This is a genomic window from Xanthomonas euroxanthea (genome assembly GCF_903989455.1).
Taxonomy (GTDB): Bacteria; Pseudomonadota; Gammaproteobacteria; order Xanthomonadales; family Xanthomonadaceae; genus Xanthomonas; species Xanthomonas euroxanthea.
On sequence record NZ_LR861803.1, the window covers coordinates 4,464,682 to 4,484,655 of the forward strand.

The 19,974-nt window shown below is 67.3% G+C and carries 17 protein-coding genes; 11 read left to right on the forward strand and 6 right to left on the reverse strand.

The annotated features are described in order from the left end of the window. Nucleotides 1–185 precede the first annotated feature (185 nt). From H7A86_RS18685 to H7A86_RS18705, 5 genes are all read left to right on the forward strand, one after another. Nucleotides 186–1,292: an AI-2E family transporter gene (locus H7A86_RS18685; protein ID WP_104584851.1), complete on the forward strand. Its 1,107-nt coding sequence runs from the start codon at nucleotides 186–188 to the stop codon at nucleotides 1,290–1,292. A 115-nt stretch (nucleotides 1,293–1,407) separates the two neighbouring features. Further along, complete coding sequence (locus H7A86_RS18690) at nucleotides 1,408–2,145, forward strand: HAD family hydrolase (RefSeq protein WP_104584849.1); 738 nt, start codon at nucleotides 1,408–1,410, stop codon at nucleotides 2,143–2,145. Between the two features lie 42 nt (nucleotides 2,146–2,187). Next, a complete protein-coding gene (locus H7A86_RS18695) occupies nucleotides 2,188–3,558 on the forward strand; it encodes a leucyl aminopeptidase family protein (RefSeq protein ID WP_104649957.1) in 1,371 nt (456 codons plus the stop codon). A gap of 591 nt (nucleotides 3,559–4,149) precedes the next feature. Next, nucleotides 4,150–5,244: a catalase family peroxidase gene (locus H7A86_RS18700; protein WP_119131637.1), complete on the forward strand. Its 1,095-nt coding sequence runs from the start codon at nucleotides 4,150–4,152 to the stop codon at nucleotides 5,242–5,244. Next, complete coding sequence (locus tag H7A86_RS18705; RefSeq protein ID WP_104649955.1) at nucleotides 5,241–5,783, forward strand: cytochrome b; 543 nt, start codon at nucleotides 5,241–5,243, stop codon at nucleotides 5,781–5,783. Before H7A86_RS18700 ends, H7A86_RS18705 begins: the two co-directional genes overlap by 4 nt. Nucleotides 5,784–5,887: 104 nt before the next feature. Here the strand turns inward: H7A86_RS18705 and H7A86_RS18710 are convergent, their stop codons facing one another. The 3 genes from H7A86_RS18710 to H7A86_RS18720 form a co-directional block, all read right to left on the reverse strand. Continuing rightward, on the reverse strand, nucleotides 5,888–6,676 hold the full coding sequence (locus H7A86_RS18710) for a ThuA domain-containing protein (RefSeq protein WP_119131636.1): 789 nt from the start codon (nucleotides 6,674–6,676) through the stop codon (nucleotides 5,888–5,890). Nucleotides 6,677–6,848: 172 nt separating this feature from the next. After that, the gene (locus H7A86_RS18715; protein ID WP_119131635.1) at nucleotides 6,849–7,451 is read right to left on the reverse strand and encodes a response regulator transcription factor; all 603 of its coding nucleotides are present in this window, start codon (nucleotides 7,449–7,451) and stop codon (nucleotides 6,849–6,851) included. A gap of 91 nt (nucleotides 7,452–7,542) precedes the next feature. Further along, on the reverse strand, nucleotides 7,543–8,730 hold the full coding sequence (locus tag H7A86_RS18720) for a sensor histidine kinase (RefSeq protein ID WP_119131634.1): 1,188 nt from the start codon (nucleotides 8,728–8,730) through the stop codon (nucleotides 7,543–7,545). 431 nt (nucleotides 8,731–9,161) lie between these two features. On the opposite strand from H7A86_RS18720, the gene H7A86_RS18725 reads away from it, so the two are divergent. The 5 genes from H7A86_RS18725 to H7A86_RS18745 all read left to right on the forward strand — a co-directional run bounded on the left by H7A86_RS18725 (nucleotide 9,162) and on the right by H7A86_RS18745 (nucleotide 15,307). Next, nucleotides 9,162–10,406, forward strand: coding sequence for an efflux RND transporter periplasmic adaptor subunit (locus tag H7A86_RS18725; protein WP_180707942.1), 1,245 nt, complete (start codon nucleotides 9,162–9,164; stop codon nucleotides 10,404–10,406). A gap of 404 nt (nucleotides 10,407–10,810) precedes the next feature. Then, nucleotides 10,811–11,500, forward strand: coding sequence for an ABC transporter ATP-binding protein (locus tag H7A86_RS18730; protein WP_119131633.1), 690 nt, complete (start codon nucleotides 10,811–10,813; stop codon nucleotides 11,498–11,500). Nucleotides 11,501–11,512: 12 nt separating this feature from the next. Next, nucleotides 11,513–12,673 (forward strand): ABC transporter permease, encoded by a 1,161-nt coding sequence (locus tag H7A86_RS18735; protein ID WP_119131632.1) that lies wholly within the window; start codon nucleotides 11,513–11,515, stop codon nucleotides 12,671–12,673. Nucleotides 12,674–12,680: 7 nt separating this feature from the next. Then, on the forward strand, nucleotides 12,681–14,006 hold the full coding sequence (locus tag H7A86_RS18740) for an ABC transporter permease (RefSeq protein WP_180707943.1): 1,326 nt from the start codon (nucleotides 12,681–12,683) through the stop codon (nucleotides 14,004–14,006). Between the two features lie 185 nt (nucleotides 14,007–14,191). Continuing rightward, nucleotides 14,192–15,307: an alpha/beta fold hydrolase gene (locus tag H7A86_RS18745; RefSeq protein ID WP_119131631.1), complete on the forward strand. Its 1,116-nt coding sequence runs from the start codon at nucleotides 14,192–14,194 to the stop codon at nucleotides 15,305–15,307. 252 nt (nucleotides 15,308–15,559) lie between these two features. Here the strand turns inward: H7A86_RS18745 and rarD are convergent, their stop codons facing one another. Next, entirely contained in the window at nucleotides 15,560–16,471 is a 912-nt protein-coding gene (gene rarD, locus H7A86_RS18750) for an EamA family transporter RarD (protein WP_104584258.1), read from the reverse strand. Further along, nucleotides 16,468–17,364, reverse strand: coding sequence for a drug/metabolite exporter YedA (gene yedA, locus H7A86_RS18755; RefSeq protein ID WP_119131630.1), 897 nt, complete (start codon nucleotides 17,362–17,364; stop codon nucleotides 16,468–16,470). The genes rarD and yedA overlap by 4 nt, the downstream gene beginning before the upstream one ends. A gap of 85 nt (nucleotides 17,365–17,449) precedes the next feature. Between yedA and H7A86_RS18760 the strand changes: the two genes are divergently transcribed. After that, on the forward strand, nucleotides 17,450–17,866 hold the full coding sequence (locus tag H7A86_RS18760) for a Rap1a/Tai family immunity protein (protein ID WP_104584254.1): 417 nt from the start codon (nucleotides 17,450–17,452) through the stop codon (nucleotides 17,864–17,866). Nucleotides 17,867–17,989: 123 nt separating this feature from the next. On the opposite strand, the gene H7A86_RS18765 is transcribed toward H7A86_RS18760, so the two are convergent. Then, nucleotides 17,990–19,642 carry a M28 family metallopeptidase gene (locus H7A86_RS18765; RefSeq protein WP_425509760.1) on the reverse strand — a complete coding sequence of 551 codons (1,653 nt, stop codon included), beginning with the start codon at nucleotides 19,640–19,642 and terminating at the stop codon, nucleotides 17,990–17,992. Between the last annotated feature and the right edge of the window lie 332 nt (nucleotides 19,643–19,974).

Consider the following 19,974-nt stretch of genomic DNA (forward strand, 5'->3'; position numbering starts at 1 on the left):
ACGACGGTCCCGGGCCATCGCCCGGGATCACGCTGCGCAAGGTGTGCCACCCGGTACACGGCAGAGCCCGCCACTGACATCATCAGGGCCTGACATCCTGCGCACACCCTCTGTGCGCGATGTTGACGCGTTCGGCTGATAATGGCGCACCGCTGGCAGCACGCCAGTCTGCTGCCAGGGCGCGCATGACTCTTCCCGTTGATTCAATGGATGCTGCCGTTGCGGCAGATTCGCTTCCGCCGCCACCGGCACCGCGCCCGCGCGCACCGGTCTCGTTGGTGGTGCTGGCCACGCTGGCGGTCGGTTACACCCTGTGGGCGGCCCAGACGATCATCCTGCCGGTGATGCTGGCGGCGTTTTTTGCCTTGATCGGCAATCCCATCCTGCGCGGTCTGCGCAAGCTGTATATCCCGCGCTTTCTCGGCGCCTTGATGGTGTTGTGCCTGGGCCTGGCCGCAACCGTGGCGCTGGCTGCGCAACTGGCCGGGCCGGCAGCCGAGTGGGTGCAGCAGGCGCCCCGACAGATGCGCCAGATTGCGCGCGACGTGCGCGATTTCACCAAGCCGATGATGCAGGCCAACCAGGCCGCGGAAAACTTTGCGCGCGCCGCGGGCGGCGACGGCCAGCGCAGCGTGCAGATCGTGCGCACGCAGATGGACGACCCCTACAAGGCGCTGGTGCGCACGCCGAAACTGGCCGCCTCGGTGCTGGCGGTGGTGCTGCTGACGTTCTTCTTCATGGTCTACGGCGAAAGCCTGCAACGGCATGCGATTGCGTTGCTGCCCAATCGCCAGCAGCAACGCTTCACCACCGAAATCATGCTGGACATCGAGCGCGAGGTCTCGCGCTACGTGCTCACCATCAGCGTGATCAATACGCTGGTCGGGCTGGTCTTTGCCGGCATTCTCTATGTGCTCAAGATTCCGCTGCCCGAAGCGCTGTTGTGGGGCACGGTGGTGGCGCTGCTCAACTTCGCACCGTACGTGGGTCCGTTGATCGGCGTGATGCTGATGCTGCTGATGGGCTTTGTGGAATTCCGCACCACCTTGTCGGCAATGCTGCCGGCGATCCTGTATCTGGCGCTGCACACCATCGAGGGCCAGGTGGTCACTCCGATCGTGCTCGGCCGCCGCATGGCGATCTCGCCGCTGATGCTGATCCTGGCGCTGATGCTGTTCGGCTGGCTGTGGGGCATGATCGGCCTGCTGCTGGCGGTGCCGCTGCTGGTCTGCATCAAGATGGTGCTGAGCCGGGTGGAGGGAATGCAGCGCTGGGCCAGGCTGCTTGAGTAGCCGGGATTCGGGATTCGGGAATCGGGAATCGCAAGAGCAGTGAAGCAGCCCGCCAAAGCGTTGCTCTACCCATTCTCGATTCCCGACTCCCCATTCCCGGCATTACAATCTCGCGATGAGTTTCCCAATCAGCGCCATCACTCTCGACCTCGACGACACGTTGTGGCCCTTTGCGCCGATCGGGGCGCGGATCGACCAGGTGTTGTACGACTGGATGCGCGAGCACAGTCCGGTCACCGCCGAGCGGTTTCCGGTGGAGGCGATGCGCGAACTGCGCGAGCGCAGCTTTGCCGACAACCCGCACCTGCATCACGATCTCAGCGCGCTGCGGCGGCTGACGCTGGAAATGGCACTGCGCGAAAGCGGCGGCGATCTGGCCTTGCTGGAGCCTGCGTATGAGGTCTTCTACGCCGCGCGCAACCAAGTGGAGTGCTACCCGGATGCGCTGGACGCGCTGGCACGCATCGCCGCGCACGTGCCGGTGGCGGCGCTCAGCAACGGCAATGCCGATCTGCAGCGCATCGGGCTGATGCATCACTTCGCGTTTCAGCTGGGCTCGCGCGAGCACGGCAGCGCAAAACCCGACCCGAGCATCTTCCTGGCCGCCTGCGCGCGCCTGGAGGTGCCGCCGGCACAGGTGCTGCATGTGGGCGACCATGTGCGCATGGACGTGCTTGGCGCGCTGGATGCCGGCCTGCGCGCCTGCTGGATCAATCGCGACCGAGCACAGTGGTCACACCCGACCCAGCAGCCGGATCTGGAGTTCGATTCCATGACCGGGCTGGCCGATTGGCTGGACGCGCAGCAACCGCATCCAGGCACCGCACACGCTGGCATCCGCCTTCCCGCCTGAGCCACTTCTGCTCGGCGCATGGCGCCGCCTCCGAGGATTTCCATGTCGCAGCTCACCGGTTTCATCGATCCCAACGCCGCAGCCCTGCCGCTGCATGTGCTCGACCGCGAAGGCTTTGCAGGTTGGTGCGCCGAGCAACCTACGCGCGTGCTGGCGTGGGCGCAGGCGCAGCGTTTCGATGCGGCGCCGGGCAGCGTGCTGTTGCTGCCGGGGGAACACGGGCTGGCCGGCGCGGTGCTCGGGATCGGCGACCGCGCCGATGCCTACGCCTATGCGCACGCGCCGATGGCGCTGCCGCCGGCCAGCCGCTGGACGCTGGCCAGCGCGCTGAGCGAGAGCGAGCAGGCGCTGCTGCACCTGGGCTGGGGCCTGGGCGCGTACCGCTTCTCGCGCTACCGCAAGGTGCCGCGCGCACCGGCCGAACTGGCCGCCACACCGGCGCCGCACACGCGCGCCTTGATCCAGGCCTGCCTCCGCGTGCGCGACTGGGTCAATACCCCGACCGAAGACATGGGCCCGCAGCATCTGGAAGAGGCCGCGCGTGCAGTGGCACAACCGCACGGTGCGCAAGTCGAGGCCATCGTCGGTGAGGCATTGCTGGCGCAGAACTTCCCCACCATCCACGCGGTCGGGCGTGCCTCGCACCGGGCCCCGCGGCTGATCACGCTGCAATGGGGCGACGCGGCGCATCCGCATCTGGTGCTGGTCGGCAAGGGCGTGTGCTTCGACACCGGCGGGCTGGACCTGAAACCGGCCGATGGCATGCGCAACATGAAAAAGGATATGGGCGGGGCGGCGCATGCCTTGGCGCTGGCCGGCCTGGTGATGGCGCAGCAGCTGCCGGTGCGGCTGACCCTGTTGATCGCCGCGGTGGAAAACGCCGTCGGCCCGGATGCGTTCCGCCCGGGCGAAGTCATCACCACCCGCGCCGGTGTCACGGTGGAAGTGGACAACACCGATGCCGAAGGCCGCCTGGTGCTGTGCGATGCGCTGAGCTATGCCACCGAGCAGCGCCCCGATCTGATCCTGGATTTCGCAACGCTCACTGGCGCCGCACGCATCGCCCTAGGGCCGGACCTGCCCGCGCTGTTCGCCAACGACGATGCGCTGGCGCAGGCCTGGTTGAACGCCGGCGAGCAGACCCGTGACCCGGTCTGGCGCATGCCGCTATGGCGCCCGTACCTGCGTTACCTCAACAGCCATGTCGCCGACATGGCCAACGCCGGCTCGCGCATGGCTGGCGCGGTCACCGCCGCGCTGTACCTGGAGCGCTTTGTCGCACCGGGCCAGCCGTGGGCGCATCTGGACGTCTACGCCTGGAACGACAGCGACCGCCCCGGCCGCCCGGCTGGCGGCGAGGCACTGGCGTTGCGCTCGGCTTACGCGATGCTCGAGCAGCGTTACGGCGGCTGAGGCCGGCTGACAGCACGGCTTCAACAAACTCGCCGTCGTCGACGCGTGAAGTGATGTCGACGATGGCAGCGACGTTGATCGGATTAAAGTGCGTGATCAGCCTGCGCCGCATTCACGGCTCGCAGCCATGCACACCGACCATCCCGACTGGTCCTTGCCCGCCCACCGTCGCGGGACCTTACGCGGCATGGATGGCCGCGTAAGAGCTTACATGGACATACTTGCAGCGTGCCCCGCGAGGGTGGGCGGCAAGGGGCCTGCAGCAAACCCGCAGATCATCCGCTCCACAACCGATGCATCCACTCCGTTTGATTACCTCCAAAGGGGAGCGAGCGCTCGAGCTTCAGCGGCGTTTGACTATCCCCAAGCCGAGCGGGTCGATGGCGTAGTGCCTTGAGCACGCTGCGCCATTGCCCGTCATCTGGATCATTCATCGACCGCTTTGGTCGCGGCATCACACACCAGACGCACTGGAGCGTGGACTATGCGCCCACGGGTCGTGCCGGTGCCGCAGGTTGGGCGGGGTGGCGATCACGGCGCCACACGCCTCACCGCATCGACTCTTTGCCGCATTGCCCACCGGAGCCAGCCATGAACTTGCCACCTCCCGCTCCACCCCCGCAGCGCGCACGTCTTGTGGCGCCATTGCTCGGTATCGCCGCAATTGCCGGCGGTATCGCGGTGGCGTTCGCCTGGACCGCCGGCTGGATCGGTGGCGACCGGCTCACTGCCGCGCGCATGACCGACACCATCGAAGCCAGCGGGCCGCCGCATCCGGGCTTTCGCCGCGCGCACACCAAGGGCGTATGTGTGAGCGGGGAGTTCAAGGCCAGCGGCAAGGCCACCTGGCTGTCATCGGCACGCATCTTCAGCCAGGCCAGCACGCCGGTGCTCGGGCGCATGTCGATCGGCGGCGGCGACCCGCATGGCGCCGACGGCGCGGCGCGCGTACGCAGCATGGCATTGCTGCTGCGCAGCGACGACGGGCAGGAATGGCGCACCGCGATGAACAGTTTTCCGTTCTTCGTGGTGGCCACGCCGGCCGGTTTTCAGGCGTTGAACGTGGCCTCCAGGCCGGACCCGGCCACCGGCAAGCCCGACCCAGCCAAACTGGCCGCGTTCGGCAAGCAGTATCCGGAAGCGGCCAAGTTCCAGCAGTGGGCCAAGACCGCGCCGTGGTCCAACAGCTGGGCCAACACCCAATACAACGGGGTGAATGCGTTCCGCGCGATTGCGGCCGATGGACGCGAGCGCTACATCCGCTGGTCGATGCGTCCGCATACGCCGTTCAAGGAGCTCAGCGCCGAGCAGCGCGCGCAGGCCGATGGCGATTTTCTCGCCACCGACCTGGACACGCGCCTGGCGCAGGGTCCGCTGCGCTGGGACATGGTGCTGACCGTGGCCGAGCCTGGAGATGCGGTGGACGATCCCTCGCAGCCATGGCCGGAAAGCCGCAAGCAGATCGTGGCCGGCACGGTGTCGATCGATCATGCCGAACCGCAGGCCACCGGCCCGTGCCGCGATCTGAATTACGACCCGCTGATCCTGCCCAAGGGCATCGCCGGATCGAACGACCCGATCCTGGCGGCGCGCTCGTCGGTGTATTCGCAATCGTTCAACCGGCGCGAGCATGAGATCGCCAATGGCACAGGCAACGCTGCCACCGGCCAGGGAGCGCACCGATGAGCAGCCATCCCCACTTCAATTTGCCCGCGCGCATCCTGCACTGGTTGATGGCCGCGATGATCCTGACCATGCTGTTTGTCGGCGTGGGCATGGTGGCGTCGGTGACGCAGCGGCCGTGGTTGATCGACCTGCATCGCCCCCTGGGCATTGCGATCCTGGTTCTTGCGGTGCTGCGCCTGATCAACCGCCTGCGTCACCGCCCGCCGCCGCTGCCGGCCGACCTGCCGGCCTGGCAGAAGGCCGCCGCGATCGCCTCGCACTGGCTGCTGTATGCGTTGATGCTGGGGATGCCGTTGATCGGCTGGGCGATGCTGTCGGCCGGTGCGTATCCGATCGTGCTGTGGCCGGGTGCGAACCTGCCGCCGATCGCACCGCACGATCCGGCGCTGTACGCCTGGCTGCGCAGCGCGCATGGCTGGTTGGCGTATCTGTTGTTCGCCACCGTGCTGGGGCATCTGAGCGCGGCGCTGTTCCATGCCTGGGTACGCCGGGATGGCGTGTTTTCCAGCATGGCGCGTGGGGAACGGTCTGCGCGTTGACGGATTGGATGGGTGGGTGTTGGAAGACGTGTTGCGCTGAGTGATTTCACTGCGCGGACGTACCCTCACCCCAACCCGTCTCCCGACGGGAGAGGGGCCAGGATCTAACGCTGGCGCTTTGTCTTGGCCGCTGGCGCGGGTGCCTGAATGCCCTTGCCGGTCGCGGCCCAGTAGATCCCGCCATACAGATGCTCCAGATAACGCGGGTCGTTGTAGGCCTCGGCCAGATGGCCGAGCGCGGTGGCGAACACGCGGCCGCCTTCGAACTGGTGGTACCAGGCCACCGGGTGCCGGGTGCCCATGCCCTTGGCAACCTGGCCCGGCCAGATCAGCGTGGGGTCGTAGCTGCTCTCGTCCACCGTCAGCAGCGTGACCAGGTCATCGCTGTACGGCGGATCGTATTCGTACCACTCGTCGGTCCACACCCAGCGCCTGGGCAGGCCGGCGGTGGCCGGGAAGTTGGGGTCCACCACGTCGACCATCGCGGTCTGCATGTACGGATGGGTGCGGAACGAGCGGCCGATCAGATGGTCGTACCACGCCCAGTCGCCACGCTTGATCGCAAACGCCTTGTGCACCGCCACCACGCCGCCGCCGTTGCGCACGTATTTCTGGAAGTTCGCACGTTGCGCCGGATCCAGATCGGTGGCCGGCGTGTTGAGCAGCACGATGGCCGCGTATTGCGATAGATCGCCGTCGAAGGCCTTGGCATTCCACGTCCAGACCAACTCGACATAATGCTTGCGCGCCATCGCTTCGAATTGCGGTTTGGCCACCGGGATGTAGTCGTGGTGATACTGGTTGGGAATTGCCGCCACCAGGATCTTAAACTGCTCGGCGGACGCATTGAATGCGCAGACCAGCAGCAGACCCAACAGCCACAGAGGTTTCATGCCGTTCGCTCGGAAATCGTTCTGGCCCGGCAGTGTACCTGCGCCTGTACGGCATGCTTTGCGCATGATCTGGAATAGCTGTCCACTGCGCCGGTGACCGATTGATGCGTGGCATGGCCAATGCCATCCAGCGCTGCGCCCGCTGACAGCGCAACGCGTCTGCCTCACCGGTTCACAGCCAGCCTTTCTGCCGGGCCAGCCGATACGCCTCGATGCGATTGGCCACGCCCAGCTTGCCGATGCATTCGGACAGATAGTTGCGCACCGTACCGTGCGACAACTGCAGCTGCTGCGCGATCTCGCTGGCCGAGCGCCCTTCGCCGGCCAGCCGCAACACGGTGCGCTCGCGTTCGCTCAAGGGGTCGGCTTCCACCCAGGCGTCCAGGGCCAGTTGCGGGTCGATCACCCGGCCGCCGCGCTGCACCTGACGCAGTGCGCTGACCAGTTGTTCGGCCGGCGCGTCCTTGAGCAGATAGGCAGCCACACCGGCATCCAGCGCGCGGCGCAGAAATCCCGGGCGGGCGAAGGTGGTGACGATCATCACCCGCACCGGCAGTGCCTGGCGCTGGATACGCTGGGCCAGTTCCAGGCCGGTCAGGCCGGGCATTTCGATATCGGTGATCAGCACCTCCGGCTGCAGGCGTTGCAGGTCGCGCCAGGCACTTTCGCCGTCGCCTGCGCTGCCGACCACCTCGATATCGTCTTCCAGCCCAAGCAAGGCGACCAATGCGCCACGCAGCAGCGCCTGGTCTTCGGCCAACAACACCCGGATCATCGCGCGCGCTCGTATGCAGACAACGGTGGCGCACGATAGCAGCGGTGGCGCCTGCCGTGCATGGGTCGATATGCAGTGGACGTGCGTGCGATCAGCGCGACGGTGTCACCAGCGGGACCGGCACCGGCGGCTGCGCCGGCACCGGTGTGGGCTGCGGCAACGGCACGCTGGCGCGCAGGCGCATGCCGCGCGGCAGCGCTTCCACCTCCAGCGCACCGCCCAGGCCGCGCAGGCGTGCGCGCATGCCGTCCAGGCCATTGCCGGGCACGATCACCCCGCCGCGCCCGTCGTCGCTGATGTCCAGCACTGCCTGGTCGCCGTGCGCGCGCAAGCTCACGCGCACGTGTCTGGCCCGCGCATGCCGTTGCACGTTGGTGGCCGCCTCGCGCACCACCAGCGCCAGTGCGGTTTCGTGTTCAGGCGGCAATGCCAGCGTCTGCAGGTCGTGTTCCAGCACGATGCCGTCCATGTCCAGCAACACCCGCGCCGACGCCAGTTCGGCCACCAGCCCGGCCGCGCGAATGCCGGTGACCGCGCGCCGCACCTGCGCCAAGGCATCGCGCGAAATCTGCGCCACCGCATCGATCTCGCTGCGCGCTCCTTGCGGATCGCGCTCGATCAGACGCGCGGCCAGATCGGACTTGAGCGCCACCAGCGACAAGGTGTGGCCGAGCAGATCGTGCAGATCGCGGCCGATCCGTTCACGCTCGGCGGTGGCCGCCAGCCGGCGCACTTCGTCCTGCGACAGGCGCAGCAATGCGTCCTTGCGTTCGTTGATGCTGTACACCGCACCGACCCCGGCCATGCCCAGCACCGACACCGGCAACCACACCAGCGATTGCAGGCGCATTCCCAGCCAGTGCGCCCAACCCAGGTAGAGCACGTTCATCACCACCAGCATCGCGAAGTGCCGCCACATGGCATGCCGTGTGGACGGGCGCAGGCTCAGGCAGGCGAAGACGAAATAGCTGATCCCCGCCGGATACACCGGCAGCAATGCGGCACTGAGCGCACCCATCGCCCAGGCGTAGCGATACAGGGTGCCGCGCGGCGCCAGCAACATCCGCGCGTACAACAGCAGAAACACCGGATACGACAGCACGGTGCACAGCAGCCAGGTGCTGTCGTAGCCACGTGGCGAAAACACCGGCACCACGAACACCCAGCTCGACCACAGCAGATGCACGGCATCCATCCACGGCGACTGGCCCTGCGCCAGCCGTGCGGTAACCTGCGACGTGGCGGCGGGGCGAAGCCAGGCGGGCAGCGACAAGCGCATCGGGATGGGTCCGTGTGAGTGATCGGATTCTGCCACTGCCGGGCCCGGCCGGGCGCCCGATGCGGCAGCTCGCTGCGAACCGGCACGCTCATGCATCTGCGCCGCGCCCGCTCGTGGTGATCCTGCACAGCACCGACCCGGGCAATCGCGCAGGCCGACAACAGCAATGAACGCAATGCATGGCCGATCCGGCAGTATGAGGATGCTGCAGCCTCGCGCATGCTGCAAAGCCCGGCCAGTTGCCGCTGTCATGGACGGCAGGTGACAGCTGTCACTGGTGGAGGTGCCGCGACGGTCGCATGCTGCGCAGCACCTTGCAGCCGCGTCGATCACGCTACCGCTCGTCGCCCCCCTGCATTGGTGACTTCCGGCAGCTTGCGGCGCCGCCCGCGTCCGGTCACATTTCGCGCAGCATCCCGTCCCGGTTATCGATGAATACTTCTGCCGATCTGCTCAAGCAACTGCGCATCGACCGCCAGCGTCCTGCCGCCCCTGAACCTGCACGGCGCGGTGGCTGGATCATCGCCGCGGTGGTCATCGTGATCCTGTTGGCGACCGCGGCGTGGTGGTTCACCAGACGCCCAGTGATGAAGGTGCAGACCGCACCGGTGGTGGCGATCAGCGCCGGCAGCAGCAGCGCCTCGGTGCTGGACGCATCCGGCTACGTGGTGGCGCGGCGCATGGCCACGGTGTCGGCGCAGGTCACCGGCAAGGTGCGCGAGGTGATGATCGAGGAAGGCATGCGCGTCGAACAGGGCCAGGTGATGGCGACGCTGGACCCGCTGGACGCCGATGCACAGCGCACGCTGTCGGCATCGCAACTGTCGGCCGCACGCAGCCAGGTCGACAACATGCAGGCGCAGCTGGCGGTGGCCAATGCCGATGCGACGCGGCTGCAATCGCTGGTCGGCGCGCAACTGGTGTCGCGCTCGCAATACGAGCAGGCCACTGCACAACGCGATGCCTTGCGCGCACAGCTGCAGAGTGCGCAACGCAACGTGCGCGTGGCATCGGACCAGCTGGCGATCTCGGCGATCCGCTCGGACTTCAACGTGGTGCGTGCGCCGTTTGCCGGCGTGGTCACCGCCAAGGCCGCCCAGCCCGGCGAAATCGTCTCGCCGCTGTCGGCCGGCGGCGGCTTCACCCGCACCGGCATCGGCACCATCGTGGATATGGAATCGCTGGAGATCGAAGTGGAAGTGGGCGAGTCCTACATCGGCCGCGTGCAGCCGAAGATGCCGGTGGAAGCGGTGCTCAACGCCTACCCGGACTGGAAGATTCCCGGCGAGGTGATCGCCATCATTCCCACCGCCGATCGCGGCAAGGCCACGGTGAAGGTGCGCGTGGCGTTCAAGCTCAAGGACCCGCGCATCGTGCCGGAGATGGGCGTGCGGGTGAGCTTTCTGGAGCGGGCCAACACGCAGGAGGCCAGCAAGCCGCAGGGCGTGCGCGTGCCGAGTGCGGCGCTGGTCGAACGCGACACGCGCACGGTCGCGTTCGTGCTTGGCGAGCGCAACACCGTCAGCGCAAGGACGGTCACTCCCGGCATGGTGATGGGCCAGGACCGCCAGGTGGTATCGGGCTTGAGTGCAGGCGACAGCGTGGTGCTGGATCCGCCGCAAGGCCTGAAAGACGGTGACACAGTGGCCGAAGCCGAGGCGGACGCTGCCGAGTAACTGCGCCGGTAACCGAAGTCACCAGCTGGGCAGCGACGCCGCTCCGGGGAGCGCGGCGCCCACGGTGGCGGCAATGGCTGATGCGGTCGTGGCACCTGGATGGCGCTGCGATCGCGCAAGGAAATGCAACCACATAGCAACGATCACAGCGGCGTTGGTGATCCACAGCCAGCGGCGTCATCGATCAGTACAGACCTAGCCGCCTGGCTTGTCGCCGCCATGCGTCGTCGCGCATGTCACCCAGCAGTTGCGTCTGTCGTCATCCAGCCTCGTACCGTCTGCCGCGTCACCATCACCGTCACCGCATTGCCGTGTTGCCGCGTTGCCGTGTTGCCGCTTCATGCAATCGCGGTCGCCATGCCGCATCGCGCTTGCCTCTTTCCATTGCACCGCCAGGAGTCGCCATGACCGCTCTCGTCAGCTTGCGCAACATCACCAAGACCTACCAACGCGGCCCCGAGCAGGTGCAGGTGCTGCACGGCATCGACCTGGACATCGCCAACGGCGACTTCGTCGCGTTGATGGGTCCGTCCGGCTCGGGCAAGACCACCTTGCTCAACCTGATCGGCGGGCTGGACAACCCCAGCGGTGGCGAGATCGAGATCCAGGGTGAGCGCATCGACCGCATGAGCGGCGGCCAGCTCGCGACCTGGCGCAGCCACCATGTCGGCTTCGTGTTCCAGTTCTACAACCTGATGCCGATGCTTACCGCACAAAAGAATGTGGAACTGCCGTTGCTGCTCACCGCGCTCACCGCCGCGCAGCGCAAGCGCAATGCGGAAATCGCGCTGACCCTGGTCGGCCTGCAGGAACGCCGCACCCACAAGCCCAGCGAACTGTCCGGCGGCCAGCAGCAACGCGTGGCGATTGCGCGCGCAATCGTGTCCGATCCCACCTTCCTGATCTGCGACGAACCCACCGGCGACCTGGATCGCCACAACGCCGAGGAGATCCTGCGCCTGCTGCAGGAACTCAATCGCGAACACGGCAAGACCATCGTGATGGTGACCCACGACCCCAAGGCCGCCGAGTACGCCACCCATACCATCCACCTGGACAAGGGCGAGCTGGCCGACGCGCCGCTTGCGCTCTGACGGAGTGATGCCATGAAGTATCTCTCGCTGGTGTGGGCGCAGTTGTTCCGCAGCAAGACGCGCACCTTGTTGACCTTGCTGTCGGTGGTGGCGGCATTCCTGCTGTTCGGCATGCTCGACTCGGTGCGCGTGGCCTTCACCGCCGGCGGCAGTGTCAGCGGCGTGAACCGCCTGGTGGTGGCCTCGCGCCTGTCGATCACCCAGTCGCTGCCGATCAGCCTGGAGCCGCAGATCCGCAGCGTGCCGGGCGTGCGCGATGTGACCTCGGCGATGTGGTTCGGCGGGATCTACCGCGACCCGAAGAACTTCTTCCCGAACTTTTCGGTGGCGCCGAATTTCTTCGATGTCTACAGCGAGTACGAGCTGCCCAGGGAGCAACTGAAGGCATTCCAGACCACGCGTACCGGCGCCATCGTCGGCGAGACCCTGGCCAAGGCCAATGGCTGGAAGATCGGCGACACCATTCCGCTGCAGGCCACCATCTTTCCGCGTGGCGGCAGCAACGACTGGCCGCTGCAACTGGTCGGCATCTTCCGCATGAAAGACCGCGCGGTGGCGGCCAACCAGGAGCGCCAGTTGATGATGAACTGGAAGTACTTCGACGAGTCCAACGACTACATCAAGAGCAAGGTCAGCTGGTACACGGTGACGCTGGCCAACGCCGACCAGGCCTCGCGCGTGGCGCAGGCCATCGATGCGTTGTCGGCCAACTCCGATCACGAAACCAAGTCACAGACCGAGTCGGCGTTCCAGCAGGCCTTCATCAAGCAGTTCGCCGATATCGGCCTGATCGTCACCTCGATCATGGCCGCGGTGTTCTTCACCTTGCTGCTGCTGACCGGCAACACCATGGCGCAGGCGGTGCGCGAGCGCATTCCGGAACTGGCCACGCTCAAGACGCTGGGCTTTCAGGACCGCACGGTGTTGAGTCTGGTGATGGTCGAATCGGTGCTGTTGATCGGGCTGGGCGGGCTGATCGGCATGGGCCTGGCAGCGCTGGTGATCCCGCTGGTGGCCGCGCGCAGCGGCGGGGTGATGCCGGTGCAGAGCGTGCCGCTGCAGACCTGGTTGGTCGGGCTGGGCCTGATGGCCTGCATCGGCATCGTGGTGGGTGCGCTGCCGGCGCGACGCGCGCAGCGCTTGAAGATCGTCGATGCCCTCGCCGGCCGCTGACAGGAGCATGCAGATGCAAGCCAAATGGAAGAACCGTCTCGTCAATCTGCTGTCGGTCGTGGCGTTGGCCGTCGGGCTGGGTGTGTGGATCGCATTGCCCTGGATCGGCGTGCTGGTCATCGCAGCGTTGCTGACGGCGTGGCTGCTCGCCACACGCAGCGGCCGGCTGTCACTGGCCGCCGCCCGTATCGGCATCGCCACGCTGCCGCAACGCTGGGGTGCCAGCTCGGTGATCGTGGTCGGCATCGCCGGTGTGGTCGGCGTGCTGGTGGCGATGCTGGCGATGGGCCAGGGCTTCCAGGCCACGCTCAACAGCACCGGCGACGACACCACCGCCATTGTGTTGCGCGGCGGCTCCCAGGCCGAGACCAACTCGGTGATCACGCGCGAGCTGGTGCCGCTGATCAGCAGCCTGCCCGGCATCGCCGCCGATGCCAGGGGCCGCCCGCTGCTGTCGCCGGAGCTCTCGCAAGTGGTCAACATCGCCTCCAAGTCCGATGGCACCGACGTCAACGCGCAGGTGCGTGGCGTGGGCGAACAGGCCTGGGCGGTGCACGCCAAGGTCAGGCTGGTGCAGGGCCGGCGCTTCACCACCGGCCTGCGCGAGATCGTGGTCGGCAAGGGCGCGTTGAGTCAGTTCCGTGGCTTGGAGCTGGGCAGGACGCTCACCCTCGGCAGCCAGCAATGGACCGTGGTCGGTGTGTTCGCCTCCGGCGATGCGCACGATTCGGAGCTATGGACCGACGCGCAGACGCTGGCCACCACCTACAACCGCAGCGCCTATCAGTCGATCAGCGTACGCACCACCGGCAAGGCCGGTTTCAGCCAGTTCAAGACCGCCATGGCGGCCGACCCGCGGCTCAAACTGGATGTGGAAACCACCCGCGCCTACTACGGCAAACAGGGCGGCGGCTTGAACAGGTTGATCAGCGTGCTGGGCACGGTGATCGGCGCGATCATGGCGGTGGGCGCGGTGTTCGGCGCGCTCAACACCATGTATGCGGCAGTGGCCACGCGGGCGCGCGAGATCGCCACGATGCGCGCGATCGGCTTTCGCGGCACGCCGGTGATCATGGCGCTGATGCTGGAGACCATGCTGTTGGCACTGCTGGGCGGCCTGCTCGGTGGCCTGATCGCCTGGGCCATCTTCAATGGCTACAGCGTGTCCACGCTGGGCAGCAACTTCAGCCAGATCGTGTTCCAGTTCAAGGTCTCGCCGGAGCTGTTGTGGAGCGGGCTGAAATGGGCGCTGGGCATTGGCCTGGTCGGCGGGCTGTTTCCGGCCTTGCGTGCAGCGCGCTTGCCGATCACGACGGCCTTGCGTGAGGTGTAGCGCGGGCCTTGGCCCGCGCGGGAATCGGGAATCGGGAATCGGGATTCGTGACAGCCAAAGCGGAGCAAGTGCGCTGCTGCGGCTGAACCTAGTGCAGGCTGTCATCGTTTTGTCACTGCAGTGCGGTAGATGCGCGGGCGGGCAGGCCGTAGGCTGCTCGGCCGTTGCATCCATCGATCGTGCCCATGACGCGCCTGATTCTGCTGGCCTGCGCCTGCCTGTGGCTGGCCGGCTGTTCTTCGTCCTCCACCTCGCTCAGCGAACGCCTGGTTGCGCCAGGTGGCACTTCGCCGTTGCTGGATGCCGAGCGCATTGCCGCCACCATCGCCACGGTGCCCAACCGCAGCGGGCATGTGGTCACGCGCGACCAGGTGCCGATCTTCTGGCGCGCGATCGACCCCGGCCAGTACGCCATGCACTACCGCTATCTCGGCCAGCGCCACGATCCGGCGCATGCGCTGGATGTGGATTTCAGTTTCAAGGTGCCCACCGCCCCCCCGCCGACGCCGCGCGGCACCGTGGTGCTGTTGCATGGCTGGATGATGGATGGCGATTCGCTGCTGCCGTGGTCACTGGAACTGGCCCAGGCCGGCTACCGGGTGATCACCATCGACCTGCGCAACCACGGCCATTCCGGCGGCGGTCCGTCCGGCTACGGCACGCGCGAATCCGACGACGTCATCGATGTGCTCGATGCGCTGCAGCCGCGCGGCGAGATCCGCGGCCCGCTGTACCTGTTCGGCATTTCCTACGGCGCCGCCACCGCGCTGTTCACCGCCGACAAGCTCGGGCCGCGCGTGACCGGCGTGGTGGCAATGGAATCCTTCGCCAACGCCGGGCGCGGCATTCGCGACATGGTGCCGCACCTGCTCGCCAGCCAACCGAACGGCTGGCGTGGGCAGGCGGTGGCCGCGTATGCGCGCTGGCGCTATGCCGACCAGGATCTCGACGCGGTGATCGCCGCCGCCGACCGCCAGCTGCAGCTGGATCTGGACCACGTCGATGTCGCGCACGCCCTGGCCGACACCCGCAGCTGCGTGCTGCTGGTGCATGGCGATGCCGATCAGCACATCCCGGTGGCGCATGGACGTGCGCTGGCGCTGGCCAGCCCGCGCGCGCACTACGTCGAGCTGCCCGGCGAAACCCATCTGAGCCTGCCGCTACGACTGGATCTGCTGGGCGGGCCGATCGACCAGTGGCTGGCGCAGACGCAGCAGGATCCGAATCACTGCCCTGCCCCGCAGGCACTGCCGACCTCCACGCTCGCGGTGGCGACACCGGCATCGGCGCCGCGCGGCTGAGGGCGGCCGACAAGAACCTCGCGCGGTCGGCAGGCCGGAGCGGACCGCACGCTCTCAGCCTGCGTATACGAAGGACATGCCGATTGCGGGCAGCGACCACGCCCGCATGGCACCGAGCGTAGTGCTCTGCTGGTCGCCCTGCATCCAGACGGGAAGTGGCCGGCGGCAGGCTGCACGGAGCGCGCAACCGCACTGCTGCCCGCCACGCGACGCCGTCGCTGCGCGCTCACCCCGAGCGCGCACCACCGATGCTCACGGCACCGCCACAGCCGGCCGCCGCGACCGCCACACGCTATCGCCGACGAACAGCAGCAGTCCGACCCAGATCGCGGCAAATCCAATCGCGCGCCCCTGATCGAACGGCTCGTGGAAGAACCACACGCCCAGCAGCAACTGCAGGCTCGGCGCGATGTACTGCAGGATGCCCACCAACGACAGCGGAATCCGCCGCACGCCATACGCAAACCCGATCAGCGGCACCGCGGTCAACACGCCGCCGAAGATCAGCAACAGATCGGTGCGCAGGTCCCAGCCGCTCAGGAAGGCACCGCCGTGGCCCTGCTCGCCCCAGCCCGCCAGCAGCAGTGCCGGCACGAACAGATACACGCTTTCCACGCCCAGCCCGGCCACCGGATCCACCGCCACCAGCTTGCGCAGCAGGCCGTAGGCACCGAACGAGAGCGCCAGCCCCAGCGCGATCCACGGCGGTGCACCGGCATCCAGGGTCAACCACAGCACGCCCACCGCCGCGCACACCACCGCCACCCATTGAATGCGCTGCAGGCGTTCCTTCAGCACCAGCACGCCCAGCAACACGCTCAGCAGCGGATTGATGAAATAGCCCAGGCTGGCCTCGATAACATGCCCGGCGTTGATCGCCCAGATGTACAGGCCCCAGTTGAACGCGATCGCCACGCTGCTGCCGGCCAGCATCCACAGCGCGCGCGGCTGCGTGGCGACAGCGCGCCACCAGCGCAGGCCCGAGGTGGCCAGCAGCCACACCACCACCAGCAACGCACTCCAGACGATGCGGTGCGCGATGATCTGCAGCGACGGCACCGCCTTGAGCAGATGCCAGTACAGCGGCACCAGGCCCCAGATCACGAAGGTCGATGCGGTGATCAGCAGTCCGCGGCGTGCCTCGATCGGCGAAACCACCGTCATCGCCGCGCCTTTGCCAGCGTCACCACCAGCACGCCGGACAGGATCACCGCCATCGCGCCGATGTCGTGCGCGCTGAAACGCTCATGCCCCAGCCAGGCGCCCAATGCCACCGCAATCACCGGGTTGACGTAGGCGTAGCTGCCGGCCAACGCCGGGCGCACGTGATGCAGCAGCCACACGTAGGCGGTGAACGCCACGATCGAGCCGAACACGCACAGGTAGGCCACGGCCAGCAGCCCCTGCGGGGTCGGCAGGCGCTGTGGGCGTTCGCCAATCAGCAGACCGGTGCCGACCAGCAACACGCCGCCGCACAGCATCTGCCCGGCGGCGGTCATGAACGGCGACGGCAGGTCGCGTCCGCGCGACCACACCGAGCCGAATGCCCAGCCGATCGGCGCAATCAGCAATAACACCAGCCCGCCCGGCGTGGCAGTCAGGCTGCTGCCGGCATTGAGCCAGACCACGCCCAGAAAGCCGACCACGATGCCCAGCCATTCGCCACGGCTGGCGTGCTGCCCGCGCAAGGCGCCGAACAAGGCCATCCACAGCGGCACCGACGCCACCGCGGTGGCAGCCAGGCCGGACGAGACGCTGCGCTCGGCCAGTACCACCATGCCGTTGCCCAGCAACAGCAGGGCCGCGCCCATCATCGCCACGTTCCTCCACTGCGCACGCGTCGGCGCGGCCACACCACGCCAGCGCAACACCGCATACAACACCGTGCCGGCCACGATGAAACGCGTCCCGGACACCATGGTCAGCGGCAGCGCGCCGCCTTCCAGCGCAAAACGGATCGCCAGATAGGTCGAGCCCCAGACCACATAGACCAGCAACAAAGCGACAACGACCAGGCCGCTGCGCGCAGGCACAGCAGCATCGTGTGAAGAGGACATTCGGAGATTGCCAAGTGCAGCAGAAGCTTCAATTCTAGATCACCTGCCCACGCCAACGGCTACGCCCTCAGGCGCCTGCCGCGTTATGGTGCGCAGTGATCCCCGGCTCGGAGTGCCCATGCAGCGTCACGTCACCTGGTTGACCTTTGCCGCCCTGACCGTGCTATCGGCCAGTGCGTCGGCGCGCGTCCCCGAACCCTGGGAACCCAGCGGGCGCAAACTGCTCGAGGCCGGGCTGGACGGTTCGTTGGCGCCGGAAATCGCGCCCGAACAAACCGAACTCAAGGTCATGCTCTCGGCAAACCGCGCCGGCGCCTACCTGCTCGGCGTCGCCAGCAGCAGCTACCGCACGCACTGGTGCATGCCGGCCGGCAAAAGCGGCCCGCCGGATCTGCAGGCGATCATCGCCGATATCGGCGCGCTGCCGGATGCGCGCCTGGACGAGGCCGCACCCGCATTGATCGTACAGGCGCTGGCCAAGCGCTATCCGTGCCGCAAGTAGCGGGCGGTCGCCAGAAGCAAGCTCGACACACCACCATGCAATGGCCGGATGTGGTGCACATGCGCCGCGCGAATCGCTCGCCGCGCCGGCTTGGACGCACCAAGCGTTTGAACACCGCTGGCCTTACTTGCGCGCGGCATCGCTGCTGGCGCGGATCGCCTTGAACTCCGAACCGTCCTGCCAGCTCGGCCACTGCCGGCCGTTGGCCAGCGCCACGCCCACGTCGTAGACCAGGGTGGTGTCGGCCGCGTGGCCGCTGGCGTCCCATTGCGGGGTCCAGCGGTCGCAGGGCTGGTGATAGCACTCGGCAAAATACTTGTCGCGCAGTGCCTTGCCGGCCGCCACGCCGCCTTCGAGCATGTCCAGACCGGGCCCTGCGGTGATCGCCGGCACGCCCATGCGCGCAAAGGCGAAATGGTCGGCGCGGTAGAAGAAGCCCGCTTCCAGATTCGGGTCCGGCGAATAGCTGCGGCCGCGCGCCTTGGCAGCGGTTTCCAGATCGCCTTCCAGCGACACCCGTCCGCGTCCCCACGAGGCGATATCGCGGGTGGCGCCATCGGGGCTGAACATTTCCATGTTGAGCACCGCCACGGTCTTGTCCAACGGCGCCAGCGGATGGGCGGCATAGTAATTGGCGCCGAGCAGGCCCTTCTCTTCCGCCGTCAACGCGATGAAGTACAGCGTGCGCTGCGGCTTGGGGCCGGCGGCAAACACGCGTGCCAGCTCCAGCACGCTGGCCACGCCGGTGGCGTTGTCCACCGCGCCACGCCGCACCGTGTCGCCGCCGGCATCGGCCTTGCCCATGCCGAACGCATCCCAGTGCGCGGAGAAGATCACCGTCTCGTCCGGATGCTGGCTGCCGGTGAGCTTGGCCACCACGTTGTGCGTGACCACGCGCTCGCGCTTGAGCTTGAAGTCCACCGACAGCGTCGCATCGCCCAACGCCATCGGTGCGAAATCGCGCTGCTGCGCACGCTGCTTGGCCTGCGCAAAATCCAGCCCGGCGCGCTGGAACAGCGACGCCGCCAATGCCTGCTGCATCCAGCCACGTACCGGTACGTGCTGCGCCTTTGCATCGGCATCGCTGCGTTCGATATCGAACAACGGCGACAGGCCCGAACTCTGCACCGTCGCCCAGCCGTACGCGGCCGGTGCGGTCTCGTGCACGATCAGCACGCCGGCGGCACCGCGACGCGCGGCCTCTTCGTACTTGTAGGTCCAGCGGCCGTAGTAGGTCACCGCCTTGCCATCGAAGGCGCCCGGCTGGCTGGATTCAAAGTCGGCATCGTTGATCAGCACCACCGCGATCTTGCCGCGCAGGTCCACGCCCTTGTAGTCGTCCCACTGCCGCTCCGGCGCGCTGATGCCGTAGCCCACGAACACCAGCGGTGCATTCTTCAAGCGCACCGCGGCCTGCGGACGCAGGCTCTGCAAGGTCACGTCGCTGCCATTGACCAGCGCCTGGGTCTTGCCGCCGACACGCAGGCTGGCGCGCACCGGGCCGTCCACCTGCGCGCGTACTAAGGGCACCGCCTGGGTCCAGCCGCCCTGCTCGCCACCCGGCTGCAGGCCGCCGGCCTTGAACTGCTCGACCAGGTAATCGACCGTGCGCTGCTCGCCGGCACTGGCCGGCGCACGGCCCTCGAACTCATCCGATGCCAGCAGGCGCACATGCCGCGACAGCGCTTCGGCATCGATGCCGCCACCGGGCAGATCGTTGGCGGCCTGCGCCACGCCTCCCACGAACAGGCAGGCGGACAACAACAGGATGCGCATCGGATTCACGGCGTGGCCTTGCAACAGATAGATGACACACAGTTTACAAGCGCGCGCCCGCCACGGGACAGCAGACACGCCTTGCATACGCAACCTGCAACCTCTCGCCTGCCACCGCAGGCCAGGCAACACATTCTCAAGAAAGCAACCTGCAAACGGTCTGGTGCGGTGTCCTCGCCGGTTGCGGGCTCGTGGCGACATGGATGCCGCCACCGAGCCTCCACGGACGGGGTCACGGCGTGTCCCGCAAGCGGCGAGGGCGCCGCACGCTCGACTGACTCGGCCTTTGACTGCAGCCACGCGAGGCTACGGCTCGCGACAGCGTTCGCCTG